This is a genomic window from Parapusillimonas sp. JC17 (assembly GCF_052180245.1).
Lineage (GTDB): Bacteria > Pseudomonadota > Gammaproteobacteria > Burkholderiales > Burkholderiaceae_B > Parapusillimonas.
The window spans coordinates 4000492-4023776 of record NZ_CP197474.1 but is presented as its reverse complement, the minus strand read 5'-3'; the positions used below and the strand labels follow the sequence as shown (position 1 = coordinate 4023776).

Genomic DNA, 23285 nt, shown 5'->3' with positions numbered 1-23285 from the left:
GTCCAGTTTCCCTTGCTTTCCGTTCAACCGAGAATTAGATGATGCCTGTATCTAAGCTGTTAGCCGCCGGCAGGGCTTCCCTGTCACAGCGTTTGCGCCGAGCCGCGCTGGCCATCCTGCCGGCGCTTGCGCTGGCGCCGTTCATGGCGCATGCCGCGCCCCTGAAAATCGGCGTGACACTGCACCCCTATTACAGCTATGTGGCCAATATCGTGGGCGATGCCGCACAGGTGGTACCGCTGATTCCCGCCGGCTTCAACCCTCACGCCTACGAGCCGCGCGCCGAAGACATCAAACGCATCAATGAGCTGGACGTGGTCGTGCTCAACGGCATCGGCCACGACGATTTCGCCGACCGCATGATCGCCGCGAGCGACAAGCCGGACATCCCGCTCATCGAGGCCAATGCACAGGTCCCGTTGCTGGCGGCCACCGGCGCGGCTGCCCGCGGCGCATCCGGCGATGACGGCAAGGTGGTCAATCCCCATACCTTCTTGTCGGTGACCGCTTCCATCGCGCAGGTGAACACCATCGCGCGCGAATTGGGCAAGCTCGACCCGGATCATGCCGATCTCTATCGATCCAACGCCCGTGCGTACGGACAGAAGCTGCGCAAGCTGCGCGCCGCCGCCTTGGCGAAGCTGTCGGAAGCCAAGACGGCCGATTTCCGGGTGGCGACCATACATGGCGCCTACGATTACCTGCTGCGCGAATTCGGTCTCGAGGTAACGGCCGTGGTCGAACCGGCTCATGGAATCGAGCCCAGCCCGGCGCAACTGAAGACGACCATCGACCAGATGCGGAACCTCGACGTGAAAGTAATTTTCTCCGAGATGGATTTCCCGTCCACCTACGTGGACACCATACAGCGTGAAACCGGTGTCAAGCTCTACGCACTGACGCATATCTCTTACGGCGACTATTCGGCCGGCAAATTCGAGACGGAAACGGCGCGCAACCTGGATACGGTGGTGCGCGCAATACAGGAGGCCGGACAATGAGGAGGGCGGGCCCTGCATTGCCCGAGTCCCGCGCCGATGGCCCCGCCATCGTGTTCGACAAAGTCGGCTTGACGCTGGGACGCACCGATATTCTGCGCGACGTGTCGTTCACCGTGTCGGCTGGCAGCGTGCACGCTCTGGTCGGTCCCAACGGTGCGGGCAAGAGCTCGCTCGTCAAGACCCTGCTTGGACAGACGCCGCATCGGGGGCGGCTGGCTCTGGATTGGCCGCGCGCTCCGCAAACCATAGGCTATGTACCGCAAGCCCTCGAATTCGACCGCGGCCTGCCCATGACGGTGACGGACTTCATGGCAGCCATGACCCAGCGCCGCCCGGCATTTCTAGGCGTATCTCCACGCAGCGCGAGATCGATCCAGGCGGCGCTTGAACGCGTGGGCATGGCGGACAAGTGCACGCGCCGCATGGGCGCGCTGTCGGGCGGCGAGCGCCAGCGCGTACTCTTGGCGCAGGGACTGGTCCCAGCGCCGTCGCTGCTCGTGCTGGATGAACCCATGGCGGCGCTCGACGAAGCCGGCGTGCGGGTTTTCGAACAGTTGCTGGCCGACTGGCGCATACAAGGCGTTACCGTCTTCTGGGTAGAGCACGATCTGCAGGCCGTGCGTGAAATGTCCGACCGCGTCACCGGCCTGAACGGGCACGTTCTTTTCGATGGCGAGCCCGGCGAGGTCATGACGCCTCAAGCTCTGTTGGATCTTTTCTCGACTCGGCCGCGTCTGGCGGCGGTGGATTGCGCGGTGGCGGCATGATGGCAATCGATATGCTTCGACAAGCCCTGCAGGAATGGGCTGCGGCCGGCCACCTTCCTTCCGTCATGTCCTATGGTTTTGTCGTCAATGCGCTGCTTGCCGGGCTGATTATCGGTCCGGTACTGGGCGGACTGGGAACGCTGGTGGTCGTCAAGCGCTTTGCATTTTTTTCGGAGGCGGTGGGCCACTCCGCGCTGACCGGGGTGGCCATCGGCATTCTGCTGGGCGAGCCTTACACCGGGCCCTATGGCAGCCTGTTCGGCTACTGCCTGCTATTTGGCATCTTGCTCAATTACCTGCGCAACCGCACCGGACTGACTCCCGACACCTTGATCGGGGTGTTTCTGTCGATTTCGCTTGCTCTTGGGGCCAGCGTGCTGCTGGTGCTGGCAGGACGCATCAATATCCATATTCTGGAGAACGTGCTGTTCGGCTCCGTGCTGACCGTGAACAGCGAAGACCTGGCGGTGCTGGCGGCCGTCGGTTTTGCGACGGCCGCCATGGCGCTGCCTTATTACAACCGTTTGATGCTCGCCAGCTTCAATCCACAGCTTGCCGCCGTTCGCAAGGTTCCCGTCAAGGCGCTCGATTATCTGTTCGTGGCACTGGTGACGATCGTGACCGTGGCATCCGTGAAAGTGATCGGCGCCATCCTGGTCGGCGCGCTGCTGGTGATACCGGCGGCATGCGCGCGCCTGCTCAGTTCATCGCTACGCGCTTTTTTCTGGCTTTCCGTGCTCATCGCCACCGCCAGCACACTCACCGGCATCCTGCTGCCCATACAGCTCGACCTGCCGGTGCCGTCCGGGGCGGCCATCATTCTGGTCGCCGGCATTTTATTCATGTTGGCCGCGATGGCGCGCGGCCTGGTTCCGGCACTAAGGGGAAATCCATCTTGAAGTCCAACGGCACACTCCCGAGCGGTTTTGCGACGCAAAGGCGCCTGCTGTCGGCCATCGCATTCGCGATCCTGGGCGTTGCATCGTCCGCCGGCATGGCGCTGGCCCAACCCGCGCAGCCCGCATCGGCCGCCGCGACAGGTGCGACCGGTGCGCACTCATCCACAGCGCCGGACGGCGTCGTCAAGGTGCTGGCCGCGCATCCCGTCGTCTATGCATTGGCGCTTGTGCTGACACAGGACAGCGGCATCGTCCTGGAGCGCGCCGCGCCCGGCAACCTGCCGCCCACACGCATGGCGTCCTATTTCGCCGGGCGTGGCGCCAAACAACTGGCGCGAGCAGCGTCGGGTGCCGATGCCGTGATCGGCCTGCGTTCCATCTGGCCCGACGACCCGCTCTATCCGCTGGCGCGGCGCAGCAACATCCGCATCGTGGAGATCGATGCGGCGCGTCCCGTGGACGGCGCCCTGCCCGGTGTCGCGTTGCAAGCCAATTCGGACATGCGTGGCTACCCGTGGCTCAACCCGGTCAACCTCGGGCGCATGGCCGACGTCATCGCGACGGACCTCGAACGGCTGGCTCCATCCGCCCAGCCTGCCCTGCAAGGGAACCTGGCGGGCCTGAAGCGCAGCCTGGTGGCGCTCGCGGCCGACGCGGAGGCGCGGTTGGTGCAGCTCGATGACGTATCTGTGGCATCGTTATCCGAGCGTCTGGACTACCTGGTGTCCGGACTGAACCTGGATATGGCCCTGCGCGATGCGCGCCCTGACGAAGAATGGAGCCAACAGGCATTGAACGGCTTGCGTGCCGAGCTGGAGGCGCTGGACGTAAAGGTGGTATTGCATCATCGCGAGCCCGCCGAGAATATCCGGCAAGCCGTTGCCGACGCGGGCGCGCGCCTGGTCGTGCTCGATACCGAGCAAGAGGATACGCTGGGGCAACTGGAGGCTATGGTACAAGACGTGCTACAGGGTTTCCGTCCATAGCCTGCAGTTTGCATGGATTATGCCGGAGGAGCGACAGCATGCCGGAAAAGTCCACGGTAATCGTCTCGGAAGACGAAATAAACTTCACCGCCGTTCGCGCGCAGGGCGCCGGAGGGCAGAACGTCAACAAGGTATCGAGCGCGGTTCACCTGCGCTTTTCGATAGCGGACTCGTCGCTGCCCGACGGCATCAAGGAGCGGTTGTTGGCCCTCAAGGACCAGCGAATTACGGCCGAGGGCGTCGTGGTGATCAAGGCGCAGGGCAGCCGTAGCCAGGAGCAGAACAAGATTGAAGCCGTGGCACGCCTGCAAGCGCTCGTCGATAGCGTGGCCGTGCCTCCGAAACGGCGCAAGCCCACCAAGCCAACCTTGGCGTCCCGGCGCAGGCGCCTGGAAGGGAAGGCGGTTCGAAGCGAACTGAAGCGCATGCGTGGGCGGGTGCCGCCCGCGCATTAGTCGGCCTTGAATAATCCCCGCAACCCGCATAAACACTGATGATTGGGGCAATTTCCGATACCCGGAACTCCCGGCTTGTTGTCCAATAGAGGTTGTTTTCTGGGAGTTTGATTGCGATGTTTGCCTGCCCTGCCACCGATGACTTTTTCCGTGCCCGTATCGACCAAATGATCGACCTGCGCCATCCGCTGGCAGTGCTGGCCTCGCGCATGCCGTGGCAGGAGATTGAGGCGGCGGTGGCGCACCGGTTCTTGCGCAAGGCGCACGACGGCGTGGCCATGCCGGACCTGGATTTGTTTGGCGAGAAGGTGCAGCGCCAGGTGTCGCGCAGCCATGCCGGGCGCCCACGCGTGCCTCTGCGGATCATGATTTCGCTGCTGTATCTGAAGCATGCCTTCAACGAATCAGACGAAGGCGTGGTGGCCCGTTGGGCCGATACGCCGCGCTGGCAGTTCTTTTCGGGGCAGAGCTACTACGAGGATCGCCCGCCCTGTGACGCCACCACGCTGGTGAAGTTTCGCAAACTGCTGGGCGAGGACGGTGTAGAAGAGTTGCTGGCCCAGACCATCAATGTGGCCGTCGAGCTCAAGCTCATCAAGCCGCAGGAGCTCAGTCGAGTCATCGTGGACAGCACGGTGCAGGAGAAGGCCATCGCCCACCCGACGGACAGCCGGCTGCTGGAGATCGCACGGATCAAGCTGGTGGGAGCAGCCAAGGATGCCGGCATTGCGCTCAAGCAGACCTTTGCCAAGGAAGGCGAGCAACTGAGCCGCCAGGCCGGGCGCTTCGCTCATGCACGCCAGTTCAAGCGGATGCGCCGGGCGATCAAACGTCAGCGAACCATCGTCGGGCGGCTGGCCCGCGAGATCGACCGCAAAGCCAGTGCGATGGGGCAGGCCGTGCGCGAAGCACTGGACGAGGTGTTGGGCAAGGCCCAGCGTATTGGGGCTCAGAGTGCCCAGCGCACGACTGTCGACGGCCAGCCCAAGCTGTACGCCTGGCACGCCCCGGAGGTCAGCTGTATCAGCAAGGGCAAGGCGCGCCGGCCTTACGAGTTTGGCGTGAAGGTGGGCATTGCCAGCACCTTCAAAGGCAACCTGATTGTGGGGGCTCGGGCGTTTCATCGTAATCCGTATGATGGCCACACGCTGAGTTCCCAACTGGAGCAGGCCACCATTCTCATGCAGGACTGTGCCGCCGCGCCTGAAACGGTCTTTGTTGATCTGGGCTACCGGGGCGTCGATGCCGAGAATCCCGGCGTACGCGTGGTGCACCGGGGCAAGCCCAAGCGCTTGACGGCACAGGAAAGACGGCAGCTCAAGCGACGCCAGGCCATCGAGCCGATCATCGGACACCTGAAAGCGGATCACCGGATGGACCGCTGTCACTTGAAGGGCGAATACGGCGACCGGCTGCACGCGGTGCTGTGCGCGGCGGGCTACAACATCAAGTGGCTGCTGCGCATGATCGCCAAGAAGGGCGTGCCCTTCCTGAGGGCGCTTTTTTTGCGCCTCGTGAAAGGCACGATGCCACGCTGGTTCTGGCTGGCCTTGGCTGCGAGCCGGCCTGGTGACCGCTTGAATGACAGTCTCGGCGTTCGGAAGCTGTGGCTCTTGGCGGCATGAAACGCCCGAATGACCGTTGAAATGAATATTTCAGGACCGACGCATTAGGCCGCATCCCGATCAAGGCTCCTTCGTATACACGGCCATGGCGAACGGCTTGTTCTGCGGGCTTTCCTCCGATATCTGGATGATTTCGGCAGGCCGCGCTTCGGGGGCCTTCATGGTAGGCAGCCAAAGCCAATAGTGATTGTCAGGCAAGCCATTGACCGCCACGCTGCGGTGGTTGCCGCGGGCGTCTATGGCATGTATGGTGACACGGCTGATCAGTCCGCCCTTCAACGAGCGCATGTCATTGACCGCCTCATCGACGGCTTGCTCTACGCTCATGCCCATTTTCATGTACAGGACAACGGCCCGGGCGGTACCGGCACGGATCGTCATTTCGCCCGCCCCGGTGCAGGCGCACGCGCCATAACGGCTGTCGGCATAGGATCCCGCCCCGATTACGGGGCTGTCGCCGAGCCGGCCCGGGTACTTCCATCCCCAGCCCGAAGTGCTGGTCGCCGATGCGATATTCCCATGTTGATCCAGGCCAAGAAACACGGTCGTATCCTTGCCGATCTCGGGGTCGACCGCGTTGTGGCAGTAGTCGATCAGGGGTGCATCCGGCCATGCGGCCCGGTGCTCGGCCTTGACTTCGCTATCGAACCATCGTTGCCACGCAGCTTCAGCGTGGGGAAGCAGCAGCTCGCCGGTCTCGGCACCGATTTCATGAGCGAAACGTGCGGCGCCGTCTCCAACGAGAAACTCGTGCGGCAGGCGTTCCAGCAACTGGCGGGCGATGCTGACGGGATGCGTATAGCCCTTGATTGCGCCGACGGCGCCGGTTCTTAAGGTCGAGCCGCACATGACGGATGCGTCCAGCTCGACCTCGCCGACCAGATTTGGCCAGCCGCCGGTGCCGACGGTGCGCACGTCGAGGTCGTCTTCGACCACGCGCACTCCGGCTTCCAGGGCATCCAATGCCAACGCATTGCGCGTGAGCATCTCGGCGGCTACCGGAATCCCCGACTTGCCTTCGTTATTACATACGATTATCAAAATAACTTCCTTGTTGATGAACGAGGGCGTTGCGGCCACCGCAAGCCGCAACGCACGCTTCGGCTTAAAGCCCTGCCCGGAATTGCCGGTTCCAGAAATCGAGCAGCTCGCCTTTATGCTGCATCAGCAACTCGAAGTTTACAGGCACGAGCTTATCCAACTGGGCACTGTCGAAGCCGACGGACTCTTGCAGGGAAGGAGGCAGCGGCGCGTTCAGGACCGTGGGCGCGTATCCCATGGTTTCCGCAAATGCCAGCTGGGCCTGGGGTTCGAGCATGCTGTTCAGGTAATGCGCGGCGCATGCGGCATTCTTGCTGCCGCCCGACAGGCCCGCGCAGAACGTTGCCGGCAAGGCGCCTTCTTTGGGGAAAACATAGGCAACGGGAAGCGATGCCTTCGACCATTGCAGCGCCCGGGCCTTCCATGTCATGGTGACCCAGATCTCTCCGCCCTTCAGCGCGCTCGCCAGCGCGTCGGTCGAAGGATAGACCTTGGGCGAATTCTTGCGCAGGGCCAATAGGAAATCCCGTCCCGCCTGGAGATCGTCGCCGGATTTGCCCGAAGCAAGGGCGCCCGCCACGGCCAGATAATCGTACTGGTCGTCTACAACACCGACTTTGCCCTTCAGGCTCGAATCGAGCAGGGATGCGAAGCTTTCAGGGGCGGTTTTCAGGAACTCGGTGTTATACACCAGCACGAGGGCGCTGAAGATATGTGGGACGGCATAGTCCGTTTTAAGTGCCGGGACGACATGTTGCAGGTTCGGCAAGGCTGCCTCGTCCAGCTTCGCCAGGGTGCCTTCATGGGCCATTTGAAACATGTCGTTGTCGCGCAGCAGGGCGATGTCCAGGGTGCTGCGCCGCGCGCCTTTCTCGGCGCGCAGCTTCGTCTGGCGCTGCAGGGCGGCGCCGACATCGTAAAGGACATTCACGCCGTTCGGCTTCACCAGCGGGTCGATGTTTTGCTGCAGCAAGCGCTGATAGTCGCCGCCCCAGGTCCCGACAACGAGGTCCTTGTCGCAGGACCCTGCCGCCCAAGATAGCGAGGGTACCGTCGAGGCAAGTGTCAACGAGCTTGCTGCTTTGATGAAGTGTCTGCGATTGAAGTTCATGGTGATCTCTTTGTTTTGTTGCATGAAAGATGGAGGATGGTCCTGATTGCGCGCGAGACCGGGAGCCTACGGCTTCGTGCCTGATCGATTGAACTGGTGATGATCGTCGCTTGTCAGCAACCATGGCCGGGTGGCCGAGGTCATCGAAGCGGCGGCGTTGGCGCTATCCGGCTGCCGGTATGCCACGGCGCCGCACAGGCCCTGAATGGTTGAAAGCACGATGGCATCGGAGCTCGACGCGAACTGCCTATGTGTCTTCAGATAGAGGGATATGTCGGCAAATGAAGCCAGAGGGGACGTAGGCCCATCGGTGAGCGCCAGTACCTTTGCGCCCAGCTTGTGGGCGAAATGCGCCAACAGCGCCGTGTCGCGCACGTATTGCGGAAACATGATTGCAATGACCAGATCTTGCTGCGTAACGTCGTGCAGCCGGCGTGCCGCGCCCACCGAGCCCGCATGGTTGGCGAGCGATTGAACATTGCGACAATACGGATTCAGGCCATATTCGAATTGCCCGGCCAGATGCGCACTGGTGCCCATGCCTATGATGAAGATGCGATTTGCGTTTGTTATGGCGTCGATCGCAAGCTCGCACTCCGTTGACGCCAGCATCTGCCGCGTCGCCTGGAGATTCTCTATGTCCATGTCCAGCGCCGACAAAATGATCTTATGGTTGCTGAGCTGGCTGCCGGCCTGCGCCTGGCGCAGCCGGTCGACTGGCGACATGGACTTTTCGAATTCGTGCATCAGGCATGCCCTGAAGCTCGAATACTTGTCGAAACCCAAAGCGCGAGCGAATCGGTTGGCGGTCGCGCTGGACGCCTCGTTGGCCTTCGCGAACTCCTCGATGCTCATCGTCGCGGATCGGAGCATCTGGGCTTGCGTGAACTCGGCCATCTTGATTTGGGCGGCCGTCAAGCCGGGCAGGGCGCGTGCGATACGTGACTGTATCGAGCTGTCCTCTTGCCTGTTCTCGTTTTTCCCAAGGATTTTTCTGCTCATGCTGTGACATAAAAATTTTACTGTTTATTGATTCTATGAAAATAATCGAATCATTCGGAATAGGTGGTTTCCCTTGGCACAAGGCTGTACTGGTGAGCGCGTCAGCTGTTTGACCGGTGACGTTCATGCCGAAAAGGGGCTAGCCTTGAGTTCAGCGATACCTGTCGGGAGGCGGCTATGCGTTCGATAGTTCTCTTAATGATGATTCTTCCCGTTGTCTGCTTTGCCGAGATGTATGGCCCCGACTACGAGAAATGCAGTCAGGACACGACCATTGGCATCGTCGATTGCCTCAACAAAGAAGCGAAGCTCTGGGATAAGCGGCTGAATAGTTCCTACAAGGAACTGATGAATCGCATCGAGGCCGGTCAACAGGCGCCGTTGAAGGCCGCGCAACGCGCCTGGATCAAGTATCGCGACGCGAACTGCGCATTCCATGGTTCGGCACCCGGCAGCTTGAGCCAGATAGAAGCGGCCGAGTGCCTGCGCGCCATGGTCAAGGAGCGTGCATGCGAACTACGGTTGGCAAGCCGGGCGGAGGCGCCGCTCGATCAAGAGTGCAAGTCTTCTCAATCGGCGTCCGGCACGAGCCGACAAGGCGTGGCTCTTGGGACCGAGTCCCCGCAGCCTGACAAGCCGTCAGGTCAAGGAGGAACACAGGCGGACAGGCCCGCAGCGGTGCCCCCGGCGTCGATGGAAAGTTCATTGCATCAACGCGAGCATACCGGCCGCGGCTCGTTCTTTGGCATGTACAGCCCCTCCGACAAGAAAAAAGGCTCGTACCAGGCCGACTTCCGTGCGTATGTCCAATTTGCCGAACAGGTCGACACAGCGGGCGGAAGTGCTGTATTTGGCTGGATGGACGCTTCGGACGAGGTCGTGCTGCTGACTCATGCAAAGTATCTTCCGTCCCTGTCCTTGGCGGAGACCAAGCATGAGTTCGTGCTGCGCACGCCCGTCATGGATCTGAGCGCCTTGCCCCGATACTTGATGATATGCGTCTGGGAAACGGAAGGCGAAAAAGTCGCACCGGCGCTAGCGGTCTACGCGGAGCGCGACGACGCGAATCACACCCGCAAGTCCACCAAGGTGCTGGACAGCCTGATCGTGAATTGGGTTCCTGTGCCGGCGGCACGGGCAGAGCGGAAATTCGCCGGGTTCGATTATTGTGCCGAAATCTCCAGGATGGAGCGGTCACACGTTGCGAAGCTACTGGGCGGGTAGTTGCGCGGCTGAAACACATGGAAAAACAAGCGCATGGCTTTCGGACCTATATTTTCATCTGACCCCACCAAAGGAGAACGACGATGAAATATGTAGAAGGCTTTGTCCTGGCAGTGCCGGCAGCGAACAAAGATACATATCGGAGACACGCCGAAGAGGCATCACACCTGTTCAAGGAATTTGGCGCCACCCGTTTTGTGGAATGCTGGGGCGATGACGTGCCAGATGGGAAGCTCACCGATTTTCGCGGAGCCGTAAAGGCCAAGGAGGATGAAGTCGTGGTCTTCAGCTGGCTGGAATATCCGTCCAAGGAGGTGCGTGACGCCGCGAACGAAAAAATGATGTCCGATCCGCGCATGAAGGCCATGGGCGAGGAAATGCCCTTTGACGGTAAACGCATGATATTCGGCGGATTCGTGCCGATACTCGATGTGTGAAAAGCGGACGTGGCCGGCCGATTCCTTGAAACTGCACTTTGGGAGTGCGCCGATATCCAGGGCGGCAGATACAGATTAAAGTAAGGCCTCTTCACTTTGATCTACTGCCCATATGAAATGCTTCGTCCGTGTTTTGCTGGCCCTGGCCATTCTTGGCCTGCTCGTCGCCCTGCTGGGCAGGCCCGCGCTGCCCTCCCTCGAAGGGCGTCCCGCGAGCCAGGTGCTAAGCAAGACAGAAGCGGCGAGCACGGCGTTGGGCAGGGTGGTTTTCCCCCAAGCACAACAGCATGCCGGCAAGAGCGGCATCTATTCATTGGCCGATGCGCGCGAAGCCTTTGCAACCCGTGTGCATCTGGCCAGGTCCGCACAGAAGACATTGGACGTGCAGTATTACATCTGGCGCCCTGACATCACCGGAACGCTGCTGCTTGAAGAGCTGCACGCGGCGGCTGATCGCGGGGTGCGCGTGCGCCTCTTGATGGACGACAACGGCACTGCGGGCCTTGATGATTTGCTGTCGGCCTTGCACTCCCATCCGAACATCGAGGTGCGCTTGTTCAATCCTTTCCTGGTGCGCAAGCCCAAAATCATTGGCTTCCTGACGGATTTCCCTCGTGCGAATCGGCGCATGCACAATAAGTCCTTTACGGCCGATGGCGTGGCAACCATCATAGGCGGGCGAAATATCGGAGACGAATATTTTGGCGCGGCAGACGGCCTCTTGTTCGCGGACCTCGATGTGCTGGCTATCGGTGCGGTGGTCAACGACGTATCGATGGATTTCGACCTTTATTGGGCCAGCGAATCTTCGTATCCCGCGGACTTGATCCTGCCCGATTCGGGCGCAACGGCGTTGCAGGCGCTTCATGAAGCAGCGGCCAAGGTGGCTGAGTCTTCGGCCGCCGACAAATATACCAAGAGCGTCCGCGACTCGTCATTTACCAGCGGTTTGATCGAGGGGAAGCTGGCGTATGAATGGGCGGTCACACGCATGGTCAGCGATGATCCGGCCAAAGGCCTGGGCAAGGCGCCCGACCAAAGCATGCTGACGCATCAACTTGCGCGGATTCTGGATAAGCCCGCAGACAATGTCGAGTTGATTTCATCGTACTTCGTACCCGCTGCGGAAGGCGTCGAAGCTTTCACAAGAATGGCCCGGGAAGGTGTCAAGTTGCGCATACTGACCAATTCGCTGCATGCGACCGATGTCGCAGCCGTTCACGCCGGCTATATGAAGCGCAGGAAAGATCTACTGGAAGCCGGTATTGAACTGTATGAACTGCGGCGCATGTCGTCGAACGGCGAAGGCAGCGGTATCGGATTGGGCAGTGGAAGCGGAGGGGGCGGGGGCAGTGGAAGCGGCGGCGGCGGCAGCGGCGGCGGGGCAGGCCCCTTGGGAAGCTCGGGGTCGAGCTTGCACGCGAAGACCTTTTCCATCGACGGGAAACGCGTCTTTGTCGGCTCGTTCAATTTCGATCCGCGCTCCGCGCTATTTAATACGGAACTGGGCTTCATCATCGAAAGCCCGGACATGGCTGTGCGGATCGAGGAATCCTTCAAAAAAGAGATTCCTGAATCCTCGTATGAAGTCCGTTTATCCGAGACGGGAAAGGTGTATTGGATTGAACGCCGGGATGGGCGTCAAATTCGTCATGACACGGAGCCCGAGACCGGTCTCTTGAAACGTGGCATCGTAAGATTGCTTTCCTGGCTGCCTATCGAGTGGATGCTTTGAAAGATAGACGATCGGAGGGGCGCGCTGGACGCTAGGCGCATCCCGCCCCTCCGATCGTCGCAATGCGAACTCGCCTTACTGAACCTTGATGCCTGTCTCCTTGATGAAACGGGACCAGTAATCGACCATCTGGCGGAAGGCTTTGTCCTGCTCTTCAGGCGAGTTGTGGATCAGTTCGATCCCGAACTGATCGACGCGTTCCTTGACCTTCGGATCTTTCATGGCTGCCTCAAAAGCCTGGTTCAGCCGGACGATCGCTGCATCCGGCGTGCCGGCCGGCGCATAGACGCCCCAATAGGTGTCGGCGTTCATGCCGTCCACGCTTTGCTCCTTGAAGGTAGGGACGTCGGGAATCAGCGTATTACGTTGATTTCCGGTAATCGCCAGCGCCTTCAGCCTCTTTTCGCGCAGGTGCTGCAGGGCGGTCGTCGTGCCGCCAAAGTAGATCTCCACTTGGCCGCTCAGTATGGCGGTCATCGCCGGCGCCACGCCCTGGAAGGGAACGTGCATGATGTCCAATCCGGTGACCTTCTTGAACAGCTCGCCCGCGATGTGCGTCGATGAGCCGTAGCCGCCGGAGCCGAAATTGAGTTTCCCGGGGTTCTTCTTGGCGTAGTCGATGAGTTCCGGCAACGAATTGAAAGGGAGGTCGCCGTTGATCAAGAGGACAAGCGGCGCCTTCGCAAAGCCGGTGATGGCCCTGAAGTCCTTGGTGGTGTCGTAAGGAAGGTCGGCCATCAAGCCGGGATTGACGAGCAGTGCCAGGTCCGCGAACAGTATGGTGTGGCCGTCCGGCGTGGCGCGGGCCACCTGGGAAGTACCGATGACCGATGCGCCGCCCGGCTTGTTTTCGATGATGACGCTCTGGCCCAAATTTTCGGAGAGCGGACCTTGTACCAGCCGGCCCAGTATGTCGCTCGTCCCGCCTGCGCTATAGGGGATGACTACTTTTACAGGCCGCGTGGGAAAGTCGGCCGCGACGGCGGCGGTGCACGCGAAAAGACACATGGATAGTGCGGTGGATATCGTTCTGAGAATTTTCATATCGCTTCCGAAAGATGATTACGAGCGTGGCTGCTCTGTGGGTTGATCGAGATTGGCCGGCGGTCGGCGGTGGATCCAGGGGTTGATGGCTTCAAGCTGTGCGGAAAGCTGCAAGATCAGGTCTTCACGTCCGAAGGCGCCAAGGATTTGGCACGCGACCGGCAGTCCGCCGGCGCTCTGATGCACTGGCACGCTGGCGGCCGGCAGCCCGGCTGCATTGATGGGAGCCAGAAAAGGCGTGTACAGCGCGGCCTTTTGACGAAACTCCGTGAACGATGGCTGGCGCATCGAAATCGTGCCCAGCTTGACGGCGGTGCTTGTCAGCGCCGGGGTCAGCACCAGATCAAAGCCGGCAAGCGCACCGGCAAATATGCGGCCGATATGATGGAAACGCTGTATCGCCAGGATGTAGTCGCCCGCAGCGAGTGTGGCGCCCCTTTCATAGCCATCCAGCATGGCCGGCTCCAGGTCGCCGTGTTGCAGAGCTTGCCCCGTCGCCGCCAGCTTTGCATCGACCGACACCTGGATGTTGGCGGCCATGACATGGATCAGTGCCTGGATGAAGCCTTCGTAATCCAGCGGCGGCGGATCCGAGTCGACCACGGTATGGCCGAGCGATTGGCATAGCTTTACAGTGGCTTCCAGGGCGGCCGCGGCTTCATCGCTTATTGGAATGCCGTCCCAGGCTTCGCGCCACACTGCTATTTTCAGTGATTTCCCAGGCGCTTGCCGTACGGCGCTCAGGTAAGAACCGGCCGTGGGAGGCGCGGCATAGGGCGCGCCTGGTTCTGTGCCGGCGATTTGATCCAGCACCGCCGCTGTATCGCGCACCGTACGGGTAAGAACGCCATCGCAAGCAAGCCCGCCCCATCCTTCACCACGCAACGGCCCCATGGGAATGAGCCCCCGCGAGGGCTTGAGGCCGTATACGCCGCAGCAGGCCGCGGGGATGCGTATCGATCCGCCGCCGTCGCTGCCGTGTGCGATCGGGACGATGCCCAGCGCCACGGCGACGGCGGCTCCTCCGCTGGATCCGCCGCTGGAGCGGCCGGGATCCCATGGGTTGCGGGTTGGGCCGCCATAGAGCGCGGCCTCGGTCGTGGGCGCCATGCAAAGCTCGGGTACCGTGGTCCGGGCGAAGGGCAATAGTCCCGCGGCCTCAAAACGCCCGGCCAGCGTGGCGTCGTGGGCATAGCGTGTGTCGCGAAAGAGCCTCGACCCCAGGCTGGACGCCAGCCGTTTCGAGGCCAGGCCCGAGTCCTTGAGAAGAAAGGGTATGCCGCCAAACACGCCCTTGGGCTTCCAGGTATTTGCCCAGTCCCGTGCCATGTCGTATTCCGGATGGCAGATCGCATTCAGATTCTGGCCTTGGTCCTGGGCAAGCCGTATGGCGCATTCCATGAGCTCGCGTGTCGTGACGGCGCCGGATGACAGGAGCTCGGCCAGGCCGAGGCCATCGTAGCGAAGGTATTCGTCGCAGTTCATTGCATGGCGCCGGGATGGCGGGTCAGAAAGCTGATCAGGTCAGCGACGCACCGGTCGGGGAGGTACTCGCAGATGCTATGGCGCTCGCCTTCGTACATCAGGACCTCGGAACGGCTCATGCGGTCTTTCATCGGTTTGTACACCGCCGTGTCGCCAATGCGTCCGGCTCCCGGCACCACGACCAGCGTCGGGCAGGTGATGCGATGGAGCTGGTCCGACCATTCCTGAGTCGCCATGTAGCCGACGAACTTGCCGATGAACGGTACGTCGTTGTCGCTCAGGGCGTCCAGGAACATCTCGACCTGAGGCGTTCCGATCATGTGCGGCGGGAATCGATCGTCGATGGTGTCGGCAAGAAAGTTGCGCAGGCCTTTTTCAGCGACCATGGGCAGCCATGAGCCGGCCTGGCTGTTCTTCAGCCCCGGCGCGGAGCCGAACAAGGCGAGGGTGGCGATTCTTTCGGGATGGCTCATCGCCAGATGCTGGCCCACATAGCCTCCCGCAGAGTTGCCGACGAAGTGGACGGCTTTGCAGCCCAGATGGTCCATGAGAGCCAGTGTGTCATTCACCAGGATTTCCATGGACAGTTCCGCATCCGCAGCCGGGACACTGCTTTTCCCATGGCCGCGCATGTCCATGCGGACCACTTTGTACTGTCGGGACAGGCCGGGAACCCAGGGCCGGAAACGGTCGGCGTTAGCCATGGCTCCATGAAGCATGAAGATGGCGGGGGCCGGCTCCCAAGGGTCGGTGAAGTCATCCACGTAGTAATTGAAGCGTACGCCGTCGTGATCGAAATGATGTTGCATGAGAAGGTTTTCAGGCTGTTTGGGAGTTGAATTGATCGATGCGTCCGGTGTGCTCTGCCACCACATCCGCCATGCGCCTGAATTGGGCGCCTTCTTCCAGCAGGCGGATGATCAGACGCTCCAGCATGCGCATGCGGTGTCCGCGGCCTATGACTTGCGGATGGAAGGTATAAGTGACGGCGCCCCAGTCCAGGTTTTCCTTCATGTAAAGAAAATCTTCCATCCAGTTTTCCAGCACGCCGTTGGCATTCATGAGTCCGGGAAGAATCCCGGCGGGCGTGCGGGTGAACTCGAAATGCGGGAAATCGTCCAGGCTCCAGCTCACGGGCATTTCCACGAGCGAGGTCGTCGGCCCGAATGCGGCGGGCTGATCCGCCTCGATGACGTCGCGATGGCGCACGAAATAAGGCGTGTAGTCGTCAGCCATCATGCTGCTGTCGTACTTGAAACCTTGTTCGATCAGCAGGTCGACCGAATTCGCGCTCAGGTCCCATGCCGGCGAGCGATAGCCGGCGGCATAAGCGCCAGTGAGATCGCGGATGGTTTCGTTGGCGCGGATCAAGGAAGCCCGCTCCTCCTCCAGGCTCATGTTCACGGGCGAGATATGCGACCAGCCATGGTGGCCGATCTCATGTCCGGCGTCCCGGATTTCCCGGCACAAGTCGGGATAGGTTTCCAGCGTATGGCCGGGAATGAACCATGTCGCTTTCACGTCGTAGCGGTCAAGCAGCCGGAGAATGCGCTTAGTCCCCACGACACCGAATTCACCGCGTGAAATCGGTGTGGGCGAAGTGACGCCGCGCGCGACCCACAAGGAAATCGCGTCGAAATCAAAGGATAGGCAAACGATGGACGTACTCAATGGCTTGTGCCTCTGGGCGAAGGGACGATCAGCCACTATAGAAGGGGAGGCCGCATGGCGTGTTGCTGTGTGCGTCATAGCTGACTTGCGCGTGAGATCAAATCAAAGCCGGGACGGATTGCCATGCCAGGGCAATAATTTGATATTCTGTGCCATGGATTTCACCCGCCCACCATCCGTATCGTGACCAAAGCAAGCAGCATTCGGCTGGACGCCACAGCCAGCTTATTGCGGCTGCGGATGTTTGCCGTGGTCGCCGAAGAGGGCAGCCTGACCCGCGCGGCAGTGCATCTGGACAGCGACGTCGCCGCATTGAGCCGCCAGATCAGCGCCCTTGAACAACAATGCGGAACGCGTCTGTTCAACCGGACCGGCCGTGGCGTGAGCTTGTCCGAAGCCGGTTTGCGGATTTATCCGCAGGTTCAGGCGCTCTTGGCGGAAGCCTCGCTGCTTGAAGAGACGATACGCGGGCAGGCCGATGTGGTAAGAGGCAGCGTGACGCTGGTCATGATGCCCTCCATCGCGGCCACGCTCGTGGGGCGGGTATTTACCGTGCTGCGTGATACGCATCCCGACGTCCATATCAAGGTCATGGAAGGGGCCAGCGGCAAAGTCGTCGAATGGCTTGCCGATGGGCGTGCCGATATCGGCCTGCTCTATCGCTACAAGCTTCCTTTGCCGCCGGGGGAGGAAGCGCTCGCAACCGTCGACGCCCACCTTGTCGGACCACCCGGCGACCGCGCCACCGCCAATGAAACGGTGGATTTTCGCGCGCTGGCGTCCGTGCCTCTGGTGCTGCCCAGCTATCCCAATGGCTTGCGGCGCGAACTGGATTCCCTTGCACGGACCGCGGGCATCGTGCTTACGCCTTTGCTGGAGTCGGAGTCCCTGGTGCTATTGAAGTCATTGGCGATGAATCACGGGCTTAATGTGGTTCTTTCCGTTCACGCCATCGAAGAAGAGCTTGCCGCGGGGAAGCTCCAGGCCTCGCGTATCGTCGGTCCGAGCGTCAGGTCCACCATTTCCATAGCCTTTGGCAAGGCGAAATCCCCGGGGCGTGCGGTCGAACTGGTATCGCGAAGCATTCGCCGGCTCTTGACGGAAGTCGTGCACGAGCCGCCCTTGGGGAAGTTCTCGTGAATAGAGTGCTCGGTCTTGAGCGCCGTTGAAACGCAGGACAAGCCGGCCCGGCTCCGTTGCGCGCGTTGCCAGCGGCCCATGTCTCATTGCCTGTGTGCTTGCATACCGGCCGTGTCCCATCGTACACGTGTCGTCGTGCTGCAGCACCCCGATGAGGCGAAACACCCCTTGAATACCGCGAGGTTGGCGGTATTGGGGCTGGAACGGGCCGAATTGCTGGTCGGCGTGGATTTTCCACAGCTGGACGGCATGATCGCTTCGGCAGGACAGGCATGGCTGTTGTTTCCGACTGAAGATGAAACGCGGTCGCGACCGTTGACTGCGTATCGAGGCGGTGATGCGTCGCTGTTGATCGTGCCTGACGGAACCTGGCGCAAAGCGCGCCAGGTCGTCCGCGCGAACCCAGTGCTGGGCACCTTGCCCCGGCTCAGCCTGCCGATGGGAGAACCTTCCGCGTATCGGATTCGCAAGGCGCGCGAGCCTGCTGCGGTTTCCACCATCGAGGCCATTGTGCGCACGCTCTCGATATTGGAGCCATGGCAGGACTTTCACCCTTTGTTGAAACCTTTTAGTGTGTTGGTGGAACAGCAGGTTCAGGCGATGGCGCAACGGACCCGGCAACGGGGCGGGGCGGGCGCGCAAGACTCAACTGCGACAAAACACAAATGAGAATCATTGTTAATATACGAGGTTTGAATCTTCTCCGGCCTCGTTTGACATGTCACGTTCGCCCAGGCAAAGCAAGGTGGAATTCACCGCGACACCCTGGGACCTGGGCAAGACGGTTACCGCCACGCAGGACAGCTACGCCGTGGTGAACCTGATGGGGCGCTATGACTTCGACAAGCAAATGTCCGCCATCTTGAACGCACCGCATGATTCGTGGCACGAAAACTGCTGAAGGGTTCTTGAATACCGCTATACCAAGCTGCCGGCGAGCTTGGCGTAGCGGCCATGAAACCAACAGCAAGGAGCTGCAAATGAGCTATATCGAACGTGATACTTATGGAATGTACAAGCGCTACGATTCAACTGGTCCGGGGCCCGAGACCATGGGTGCTTCAACGCTGATCGGCAACGATGTCTATAACGTCCAAGAAGAGGATCTGGGCGACATCAAGGAAATCATGCTGGATGTTGCCTCGGGCAGGGTTTCCTACGCAGTGCTTTCGTTTGGCGGATTCCTCGGCATGGGTGAAAAGCTGTTTGCCGTGCCATGGGCGGCCCTGAAATTGGATCCTGTGAACCATCGGTTCATCCTTGATGTCGACAAGGAGCGCCTGAAGAACGCGCCCGGGTTCGACAAGGACGACTGGCCGGATATGGCGGACCAGACCTGGGGTCGGCAGATCCACGATTATTACGGCACCGCTTATCCCGACAATTCTCGCTTGTTGTAGACCATAGCGCATGGCGGTGCCCGGGCCGCCATGATTTGTTTATGATAAGCATCTATGGTGAATGATCGGAAAGAAAAATTACGCAAGCTGGGCGCCGAGGTGCTCGCCGAAGCCTTGTTGGAGCTCGCCAGTCGGGACGGCATGGCTGAGGCGCTTCTAAAGCGCCTGCTTGCCCCGGCCGGTAGCGCGAAGTCGCGGATCGAGGGCCAGCTCAAATCGCTGTATCGTGGCGATCGTTACTACGATTGGCGGTCTGTTGACGTGCTTGCCTCCAAGCTGCACATGATACTGAGCGATATTTCTTCGTCTATTCAGGATCCCGAACTGGGCGTTGATTTGGTGCTTCGTTTTTACGAGGCGGACGCTGCCGTGTTTGGACGTTGCGACGATTCCGATGGAGATATTGGCGATATTTATCGCATCGAAGCGCCGGAGCTCTTTCAACGCTATGCGAAAGGGCTCACCGACAAGGAAGGCCTGCTGGCAAGACTCAGGATACTGATTGCAAGCGATGAATATGGGGTGCGCGACAATCTCCTGAACTATGCGCACGAATGGTTGACCGAGCCCGAAATGCGGTCGTTTGCGGAGGATAACCTGGCATGTGCCTTGGCTGACAGCGATCCCCATCGCCGGTTTCACTGGTCTAACATGGCAGAAACCATGGCGTCCTTCCTGAACGATGGCGCACTGTTCGAGCACATACGATGTGCCACGTCGGAAACACTTGGCGCTGCTGCACGGGCTGACATGGCCGAAGTCCATCTTGCAGGGGGCGATCATGCCAGAGCGTTGGAAATGCTGGACCAGGTTGCTGCCGATGACTTGTTTCAACTAGGTCGCCGCGATCAATTGCGCCTCAAGATCTATCAACAAACGGGTCGGAAAGCAGATGCCGAGACGGTTGCATGGGGTATTTTCAATCGCTGCCCAGACATGGCGGGGCTCGACCGTTTGCTGGAAGTCATTGGCCCATCCCGGCGTGAGGAGGTCATTGCACGGGAGGTCGAACGCATTCAGGCAAGCTCGGCGTTTTCGCTGATCGATGCTGATTTTCTATTCCAGACGGACAATGCGGCTCGGTGCGCACAATATGTCGAACAGCACGCAGGGCAGATAGACGGGCGAGACTATTCCTACCTGCCCGGACTGGCCCGTGCCCTGAAGTCTCAAGGGCATTTATTGGCGGCCACCATCATTTTCAGAGCGCTCCTGGTGTCTTTGCTCGAGCGCGGCGCGGCAAAAGCATATCGTCATGGCGGCGTATATTTACGCCAACTGGCAAAATTGGCTCCTCTCATCGTCGACTGGAAAGCCCTGGAAAAGCACGAAGCTTTCTATCAGCATTTGCAAGCCAAGCACGGCCGGAAGCGCTCATTCTGGGCGCAAGTCGACGACGCGGAATCTTGAGCGCGCTAGTTCGTTCTGACGAGAATGTCGCTTACTTCTTCATCGCTGGTTTGCGGAAACGATGCATACCATTTTCCGACCGCTTGAAACTGCGGTGGGGTAAACAGGCAGACGATTTCATCGACTTGGGCCGCCAGCGCGTCGCAGGCCTCGGACGAGGAGACGGGCACGGCGACCACCACTGCCGCCGCATCGTACTTGCGCGCCGCCGCCACCGCTGCCCGCATGGTCGAGCCGGTGGCAAGACCGTCGTCCACGAGAACGACGGTCTTGCCGGCCAGCGCGAGGGCGGGGCGGCCGGCGCGATAGCGGTGCTGGCGGCGATCGAGTTCTTCTCGCTCCGCTTCCTTGACCGCGTCCACCGCCTCGCGCGACAAGCCCATGGCATGGACCACGCGCTCGTCCAGAATCATGATGCCGCCCGGCGCGATGGCGCCCATGGCGTACTCCTTGTGGCCTGGCACGCCCAGCTTCCGGACCACCAGCACATCCATGGGGGCGTCCAGAGCTCTGGCCACCTGTTCGGCAAGAGGTACGCCGCCGCGCGGCAGGCCCAACACGACGACGTCTTCGCGTCCTCGATAGACTTTGGGCATGGCGTTGCCCAATTGCCGCCCGGCATCTTTACGGTCTTTGAAAAAAGGAGACATGCGGCGCCTGCAGGTAGTGTGAGCGACAGCAGTCGGTCAGCAACTCAAATGCCTGTTCCGCGACAGGCTGAGGCGTTTATGCGGGGGGATAGGTCACCGTGCCGTCTTCCCGCAGAATCGCGCCGGGCGTCAGCTTGGCGGGGTCGAGACGGCCCGGCCCCATGATGTGGAACACGTTTTTCCCCCGGGCGATAAGGTGGTCGGCGACAATGCGCCGATGGCAGCGCCACCACACCGCTTCGGAGCACATGATTGCGCTGGGCCGTTGCCGGCCCATGGCCATCAGTTGTTGAAGTCCGTGTAGAAATTCGTCGGTCAGCGCATAATCGGCATAGTTATGAAAGCTGGCATTCTCCCAGAAGCCGTTCGTCTCGCGGGGAATCGTCCGGGACTTGCCGCGCAGCCCGCCGAGCGCCGCGATGCGTTCATAGGCGACATTGAATCCGGCAAGCGAGCCGGGAAGCGTGTCTTCATTGAACTGCGGATTTGCCCGGGAGCGGGGCACGGTTCTGATGTCCACCAGCACTTCGACGCCGGCGTCAGCCAGCAAGCCTGCGAAGGTTTCCAGGCTGCGGTTCGAGTGGCCAATTGTAAAGAACGGTAGCGCCATGGTCGGCTCTTGGTTGCGTACGTCAGAAAAGAGGATGGCTGGCGGTCTTCAGGCCTTGCTGAAGCAGTCCGAGTCCAATCAGGCCGATGGCCATTCCGCCAATAAAGCCCAGCACGTCAAAAATAACACTTAAGCGATGGCTGGAGGACTTTCCCGATTGAAAGATGCGCAGCACGCCTTGCCGAAGCGAGACGGCCGCCACCGCGAGCAGGCTGACGGTCGCGGATGTGCCCAGAGACATGGCAAGCACGGCGGCGATGCCGACCCAGCGCAAGTCCAGCGAGTAGGCGACGAGCAGCACCAGAATCGCACCCGTGCAGGGGCGCATTCCTATCGACAGGATAATCGGCAGGCTCGCGCGCCAGTCAAGCGGTTCGTCGATATGTGCGCTGGTCAACCGGTGCGGGCCGCCGCAATCGGCGCAGTAGGCCTGCATTTTCCCGCCGCCCGAAAATAGCGTTGCCGTGCGGTGGCTTGGCTGGCGGCGCCTGCGATAGAGCGCTTTCGCGCTGCGCAAGGCAAGCACGATGCCCAGCACCGCCACCAAGGCGAAGCTTATGTTTTCCAGTTGTGCGGCGGCGCCCTGAGTGCGGCGCAATGAATACTCCAGCACACCGACAAGGACTTCCACCAGCAAGATCGCGACGATGCCTTGAACTATGGCCGATAGCACGGACAAGAACAGGCCGCGGCGCAAGCGCGTTCGGCTCGTGCCGAGATAGGTCGCAATGATGGCCTTGCCGTGCCCCGGACCCGCCGCGTGGAACACGCCGTATAGCAGGCTGATGCCAATGAGCGGCCACGCCGCGGCCGGGCCTTCTTGTGCAACCAGGCGGATGGCGGCCGAGAGTTCCCGGTGCAGCTCCGCTTGCGTCGTCATGAGCCAGACCAGCATCATTTGCATTGAACATGCACCTTTTCCGCGAAGAGGTCGCCCAGATTGTCATCGGGTGTCGCGTCGCGGTCCAGCGCGAACGCCCGCGCGATGGTTTGCGGGGATGGGTCGGGCTGCATCACTTGAGCCTTGCAGTCCAGTCGTCGTTCATCCTTGAAGCCGGGAGGATCATCCGGGCGGTGAGTCATCTGGATGAAATAGCTGGGGTCATAAACCGCGAACTTGATGGTGTGGCGCACCGGGTCCACAGGCTTGGCCAGCGGAGCGGTAAAGGACAGGAGGAGCTGCCGTCCCTGCATTTCGCTTTTGAACTGCGTGACGAGGCCGATGCGCACGGGCCGATCATCTGCTGTGATCCGCATGAAGTAACCATACGGCCCCAGGTTTTCAATGACCCTGGCGGCAAAATCATTGATGGTCTTTTCTCGTGGCTCGCCGCCGGTTGCCGTTTCGTCGATCACGGCCAGAGAGTAAAGGTCGTCGAACAGCCATTCCTGCTCGATGGCCGTCATCATTCCATCGGAAGACAGGACGATGGTGCTGCGGACATCGATCCATGCATGCGGATGGGATTGGACGCTAAAGGGTGGAAGCGCCACCGCAAGCCCCAAGGCAAGCGTGGCAGCTCTTCGTTTCTGGAAAATCATGACGGGTTCAGTGCGCCTTAAGAAAACCGCCCGGGCCCAGGGACGGGGCC

Annotated in this window: 25 protein-coding genes; 14 read left to right on the top strand and 11 right to left on the bottom strand. The window is 60.8% G+C overall.

Annotation, left to right across the window (positions count from 1 at the left end):
• Positions 1-38: 38 nt before the first annotated feature.
• From ACSBPU_RS19470 to ACSBPU_RS19445, 6 genes are all read left to right on the top strand, one after another.
• Positions 39-1001: a metal ABC transporter solute-binding protein, Zn/Mn family gene (locus tag ACSBPU_RS19470; protein ID WP_442593436.1), complete on the top strand. Its 963-nt coding sequence runs from the start codon at positions 39-41 to the stop codon at positions 999-1001.
• Positions 998-1768: a metal ABC transporter ATP-binding protein gene (locus ACSBPU_RS19465; protein ID WP_442593435.1), complete on the top strand. Its 771-nt coding sequence runs from the start codon at positions 998-1000 to the stop codon at positions 1766-1768. Before ACSBPU_RS19470 ends, ACSBPU_RS19465 begins: the two co-directional genes overlap by 4 nt.
• Positions 1765-2667, top strand: a complete 903-nt coding sequence (locus tag ACSBPU_RS19460; RefSeq protein ID WP_442593434.1) for a metal ABC transporter permease — start codon at positions 1765-1767, stop codon at positions 2665-2667. Before ACSBPU_RS19465 ends, ACSBPU_RS19460 begins: the two co-directional genes overlap by 4 nt.
• Entirely contained in the window at positions 2664-3653 is a 990-nt protein-coding gene (locus ACSBPU_RS19455; protein WP_442593433.1) for a metal ABC transporter solute-binding protein, Zn/Mn family, read from the top strand. Before ACSBPU_RS19460 ends, ACSBPU_RS19455 begins: the two co-directional genes overlap by 4 nt.
• A 38-nt stretch (positions 3654-3691) precedes the next feature.
• A complete protein-coding gene (gene arfB / locus ACSBPU_RS19450) occupies positions 3692-4108 on the top strand; it encodes an alternative ribosome rescue aminoacyl-tRNA hydrolase ArfB (RefSeq protein WP_180067181.1) in 417 nt (138 codons plus the stop codon).
• 116 nt (positions 4109-4224) lie between these two features.
• Positions 4225-5733: an IS5 family transposase gene (locus tag ACSBPU_RS19445; protein ID WP_442593432.1), complete on the top strand. Its 1509-nt coding sequence runs from the start codon at positions 4225-4227 to the stop codon at positions 5731-5733.
• Between the two features lie 60 nt (positions 5734-5793).
• Here ACSBPU_RS19445 and ACSBPU_RS19440 read toward each other — a convergent pair whose 3' ends face one another.
• The 3 genes from ACSBPU_RS19440 to ACSBPU_RS19430 form a co-directional block, all read right to left on the bottom strand.
• Positions 5794-6774, bottom strand: a complete 981-nt coding sequence (locus ACSBPU_RS19440; protein WP_180067182.1) for an isoaspartyl peptidase/L-asparaginase — start codon at positions 6772-6774, stop codon at positions 5794-5796.
• A gap of 64 nt (positions 6775-6838) precedes the next feature.
• Positions 6839-7885 carry an extracellular solute-binding protein gene (locus ACSBPU_RS19435; protein ID WP_180067183.1) on the bottom strand — a complete coding sequence of 349 codons (1047 nt, stop codon included), beginning with the start codon at positions 7883-7885 and terminating at the stop codon, positions 6839-6841.
• Positions 7886-7951: 66 nt separating this feature from the next.
• A complete protein-coding gene (locus ACSBPU_RS19430) occupies positions 7952-8887 on the bottom strand; it encodes a MurR/RpiR family transcriptional regulator (RefSeq protein WP_442593431.1) in 936 nt (311 codons plus the stop codon).
• A 177-nt stretch (positions 8888-9064) separates the two neighbouring features.
• Here ACSBPU_RS19430 and ACSBPU_RS19425 point away from each other — a divergent pair, with 177 nt between their 5' ends.
• The 3 genes from ACSBPU_RS19425 to ACSBPU_RS19415 all read left to right on the top strand — a co-directional run bounded on the left by ACSBPU_RS19425 (position 9065) and on the right by ACSBPU_RS19415 (position 12283).
• Complete coding sequence (locus ACSBPU_RS19425; protein WP_442593430.1) at positions 9065-10111, top strand: lysozyme inhibitor LprI family protein; 1047 nt, start codon at positions 9065-9067, stop codon at positions 10109-10111.
• A gap of 83 nt (positions 10112-10194) precedes the next feature.
• Positions 10195-10548, top strand: a complete 354-nt coding sequence (locus ACSBPU_RS19420) for a DUF1428 domain-containing protein (RefSeq protein WP_442593429.1) — start codon at positions 10195-10197, stop codon at positions 10546-10548.
• 112 nt (positions 10549-10660) lie between these two features.
• Positions 10661-12283 carry a phospholipase D family protein gene (locus ACSBPU_RS19415; RefSeq protein ID WP_442593428.1) on the top strand — a complete coding sequence of 541 codons (1623 nt, stop codon included), beginning with the start codon at positions 10661-10663 and terminating at the stop codon, positions 12281-12283.
• Between the two features lie 75 nt (positions 12284-12358).
• Here ACSBPU_RS19415 and ACSBPU_RS19410 read toward each other — a convergent pair whose 3' ends face one another.
• From ACSBPU_RS19410 to ACSBPU_RS19395, 4 genes are read right to left on the bottom strand one after another with little or no spacing between them, the layout of a single operon-like run.
• Entirely contained in the window at positions 12359-13327 is a 969-nt protein-coding gene (locus ACSBPU_RS19410; RefSeq protein WP_442593427.1) for a Bug family tripartite tricarboxylate transporter substrate binding protein, read from the bottom strand.
• Between the two features lie 18 nt (positions 13328-13345).
• Positions 13346-14812 (bottom strand): amidase, encoded by a 1467-nt coding sequence (locus ACSBPU_RS19405; RefSeq protein ID WP_442593426.1) that lies wholly within the window; start codon positions 14810-14812, stop codon positions 13346-13348.
• The gene (locus ACSBPU_RS19400) at positions 14809-15621 is read right to left on the bottom strand and encodes an alpha/beta fold hydrolase (protein WP_442593425.1); all 813 of its coding nucleotides are present in this window, start codon (positions 15619-15621) and stop codon (positions 14809-14811) included. Before ACSBPU_RS19400 ends, ACSBPU_RS19405 begins: the two co-directional genes overlap by 4 nt.
• A 10-nt stretch (positions 15622-15631) precedes the next feature.
• Positions 15632-16483 carry a polysaccharide deacetylase family protein gene (locus ACSBPU_RS19395; protein WP_442593424.1) on the bottom strand — a complete coding sequence of 284 codons (852 nt, stop codon included), beginning with the start codon at positions 16481-16483 and terminating at the stop codon, positions 15632-15634.
• A 183-nt stretch (positions 16484-16666) separates the two neighbouring features.
• Here ACSBPU_RS19395 and ACSBPU_RS19390 point away from each other — a divergent pair, with 183 nt between their 5' ends.
• From ACSBPU_RS19390 to ACSBPU_RS19370, 5 genes are all read left to right on the top strand, one after another.
• Positions 16667-17623 (top strand): LysR family transcriptional regulator, encoded by a 957-nt coding sequence (locus tag ACSBPU_RS19390; RefSeq protein ID WP_442593423.1) that lies wholly within the window; start codon positions 16667-16669, stop codon positions 17621-17623.
• A 78-nt stretch (positions 17624-17701) separates the two neighbouring features.
• Positions 17702-18292 (top strand): tRNA-uridine aminocarboxypropyltransferase, encoded by a 591-nt coding sequence (locus tag ACSBPU_RS19385; protein WP_442598439.1) that lies wholly within the window; start codon positions 17702-17704, stop codon positions 18290-18292.
• A gap of 49 nt (positions 18293-18341) precedes the next feature.
• Positions 18342-18524 carry a hypothetical protein gene (locus ACSBPU_RS19380; protein ID WP_442593422.1) on the top strand — a complete coding sequence of 61 codons (183 nt, stop codon included), beginning with the start codon at positions 18342-18344 and terminating at the stop codon, positions 18522-18524.
• 79 nt (positions 18525-18603) lie between these two features.
• Positions 18604-19023 carry a PRC-barrel domain-containing protein gene (locus ACSBPU_RS19375; RefSeq protein WP_442593421.1) on the top strand — a complete coding sequence of 140 codons (420 nt, stop codon included), beginning with the start codon at positions 18604-18606 and terminating at the stop codon, positions 19021-19023.
• A 99-nt stretch (positions 19024-19122) separates the two neighbouring features.
• Entirely contained in the window at positions 19123-20433 is a 1311-nt protein-coding gene (locus ACSBPU_RS19370) for a DUF6880 family protein (RefSeq protein ID WP_442593420.1), read from the top strand.
• Positions 20434-20438: 5 nt separating this feature from the next.
• Here the strand turns inward: ACSBPU_RS19370 and ACSBPU_RS19365 are convergent, their stop codons facing one another.
• The 4 genes from ACSBPU_RS19365 to ACSBPU_RS19350 all read right to left on the bottom strand — a co-directional run bounded on the left by ACSBPU_RS19365 (position 20439) and on the right by ACSBPU_RS19350 (position 23235).
• Complete coding sequence (locus ACSBPU_RS19365) at positions 20439-21083, bottom strand: phosphoribosyltransferase (protein WP_442593419.1); 645 nt, start codon at positions 21081-21083, stop codon at positions 20439-20441.
• Between the two features lie 76 nt (positions 21084-21159).
• Positions 21160-21693, bottom strand: coding sequence for a DUF488 domain-containing protein (locus ACSBPU_RS19360; RefSeq protein WP_442593418.1), 534 nt, complete (start codon positions 21691-21693; stop codon positions 21160-21162).
• Between the two features lie 22 nt (positions 21694-21715).
• On the bottom strand, positions 21716-22597 hold the full coding sequence (locus tag ACSBPU_RS19355; protein WP_442593417.1) for a nickel/cobalt transporter: 882 nt from the start codon (positions 22595-22597) through the stop codon (positions 21716-21718).
• Positions 22588-23235 (bottom strand): DUF1007 family protein, encoded by a 648-nt coding sequence (locus tag ACSBPU_RS19350; RefSeq protein ID WP_442593416.1) that lies wholly within the window; start codon positions 23233-23235, stop codon positions 22588-22590. Before ACSBPU_RS19350 ends, ACSBPU_RS19355 begins: the two co-directional genes overlap by 10 nt.
• Positions 23236-23285 lie beyond the last annotated feature (50 nt).

Coding starts and splice junctions, on each gene's coding strand:
- ACSBPU_RS19470 (WP_442593436.1), top strand. CDS start 39: ATGATGCCTGTATCTAAGCTGTTAGCCGCCGGCAGGGCTTCCCTGTCA.
- ACSBPU_RS19465 (WP_442593435.1), top strand. CDS start 998: ATGAGGAGGGCGGGCCCTGCATTGCCCGAGTCCCGCGCCGATGGCCCC.
- ACSBPU_RS19460 (WP_442593434.1), top strand. CDS start 1,765: ATGATGGCAATCGATATGCTTCGACAAGCCCTGCAGGAATGGGCTGCG.
- arfB (WP_180067181.1), top strand. CDS start 3,692: ATGCCGGAAAAGTCCACGGTAATCGTCTCGGAAGACGAAATAAACTTC.
- ACSBPU_RS19445 (WP_442593432.1), top strand. CDS start 4,225: ATGTTTGCCTGCCCTGCCACCGATGACTTTTTCCGTGCCCGTATCGAC.
- ACSBPU_RS19435 (WP_180067183.1), bottom strand. CDS start 7,885: ATGAACTTCAATCGCAGACACTTCATCAAAGCAGCAAGCTCGTTGACA.
- ACSBPU_RS19430 (WP_442593431.1), bottom strand. CDS start 8,887: ATGAGCAGAAAAATCCTTGGGAAAAACGAGAACAGGCAAGAGGACAGC.
- ACSBPU_RS19425 (WP_442593430.1), top strand. CDS start 9,065: ATGCGTTCGATAGTTCTCTTAATGATGATTCTTCCCGTTGTCTGCTTT.
- ACSBPU_RS19420 (WP_442593429.1), top strand. CDS start 10,195: ATGAAATATGTAGAAGGCTTTGTCCTGGCAGTGCCGGCAGCGAACAAA.
- ACSBPU_RS19415 (WP_442593428.1), top strand. CDS start 10,661: ATGAAATGCTTCGTCCGTGTTTTGCTGGCCCTGGCCATTCTTGGCCTG.
- ACSBPU_RS19410 (WP_442593427.1), bottom strand. CDS start 13,327: ATGAAAATTCTCAGAACGATATCCACCGCACTATCCATGTGTCTTTTC.
- ACSBPU_RS19405 (WP_442593426.1), bottom strand. CDS start 14,812: ATGAACTGCGACGAATACCTTCGCTACGATGGCCTCGGCCTGGCCGAG.
- ACSBPU_RS19400 (WP_442593425.1), bottom strand. CDS start 15,621: ATGCAACATCATTTCGATCACGACGGCGTACGCTTCAATTACTACGTG.
- ACSBPU_RS19385 (WP_442598439.1), top strand. CDS start 17,702: ATGTCTCATTGCCTGTGTGCTTGCATACCGGCCGTGTCCCATCGTACA.
- ACSBPU_RS19380 (WP_442593422.1), top strand. CDS start 18,342: ATGTCACGTTCGCCCAGGCAAAGCAAGGTGGAATTCACCGCGACACCC.
- ACSBPU_RS19375 (WP_442593421.1), top strand. CDS start 18,604: ATGAGCTATATCGAACGTGATACTTATGGAATGTACAAGCGCTACGAT.
- ACSBPU_RS19365 (WP_442593419.1), bottom strand. CDS start 21,083: ATGTCTCCTTTTTTCAAAGACCGTAAAGATGCCGGGCGGCAATTGGGC.
- ACSBPU_RS19360 (WP_442593418.1), bottom strand. CDS start 21,693: ATGGCGCTACCGTTCTTTACAATTGGCCACTCGAACCGCAGCCTGGAA.
- ACSBPU_RS19355 (WP_442593417.1), bottom strand. CDS start 22,597: ATGCAAATGATGCTGGTCTGGCTCATGACGACGCAAGCGGAGCTGCAC.
- ACSBPU_RS19350 (WP_442593416.1), bottom strand. CDS start 23,235: ATGATTTTCCAGAAACGAAGAGCTGCCACGCTTGCCTTGGGGCTTGCG.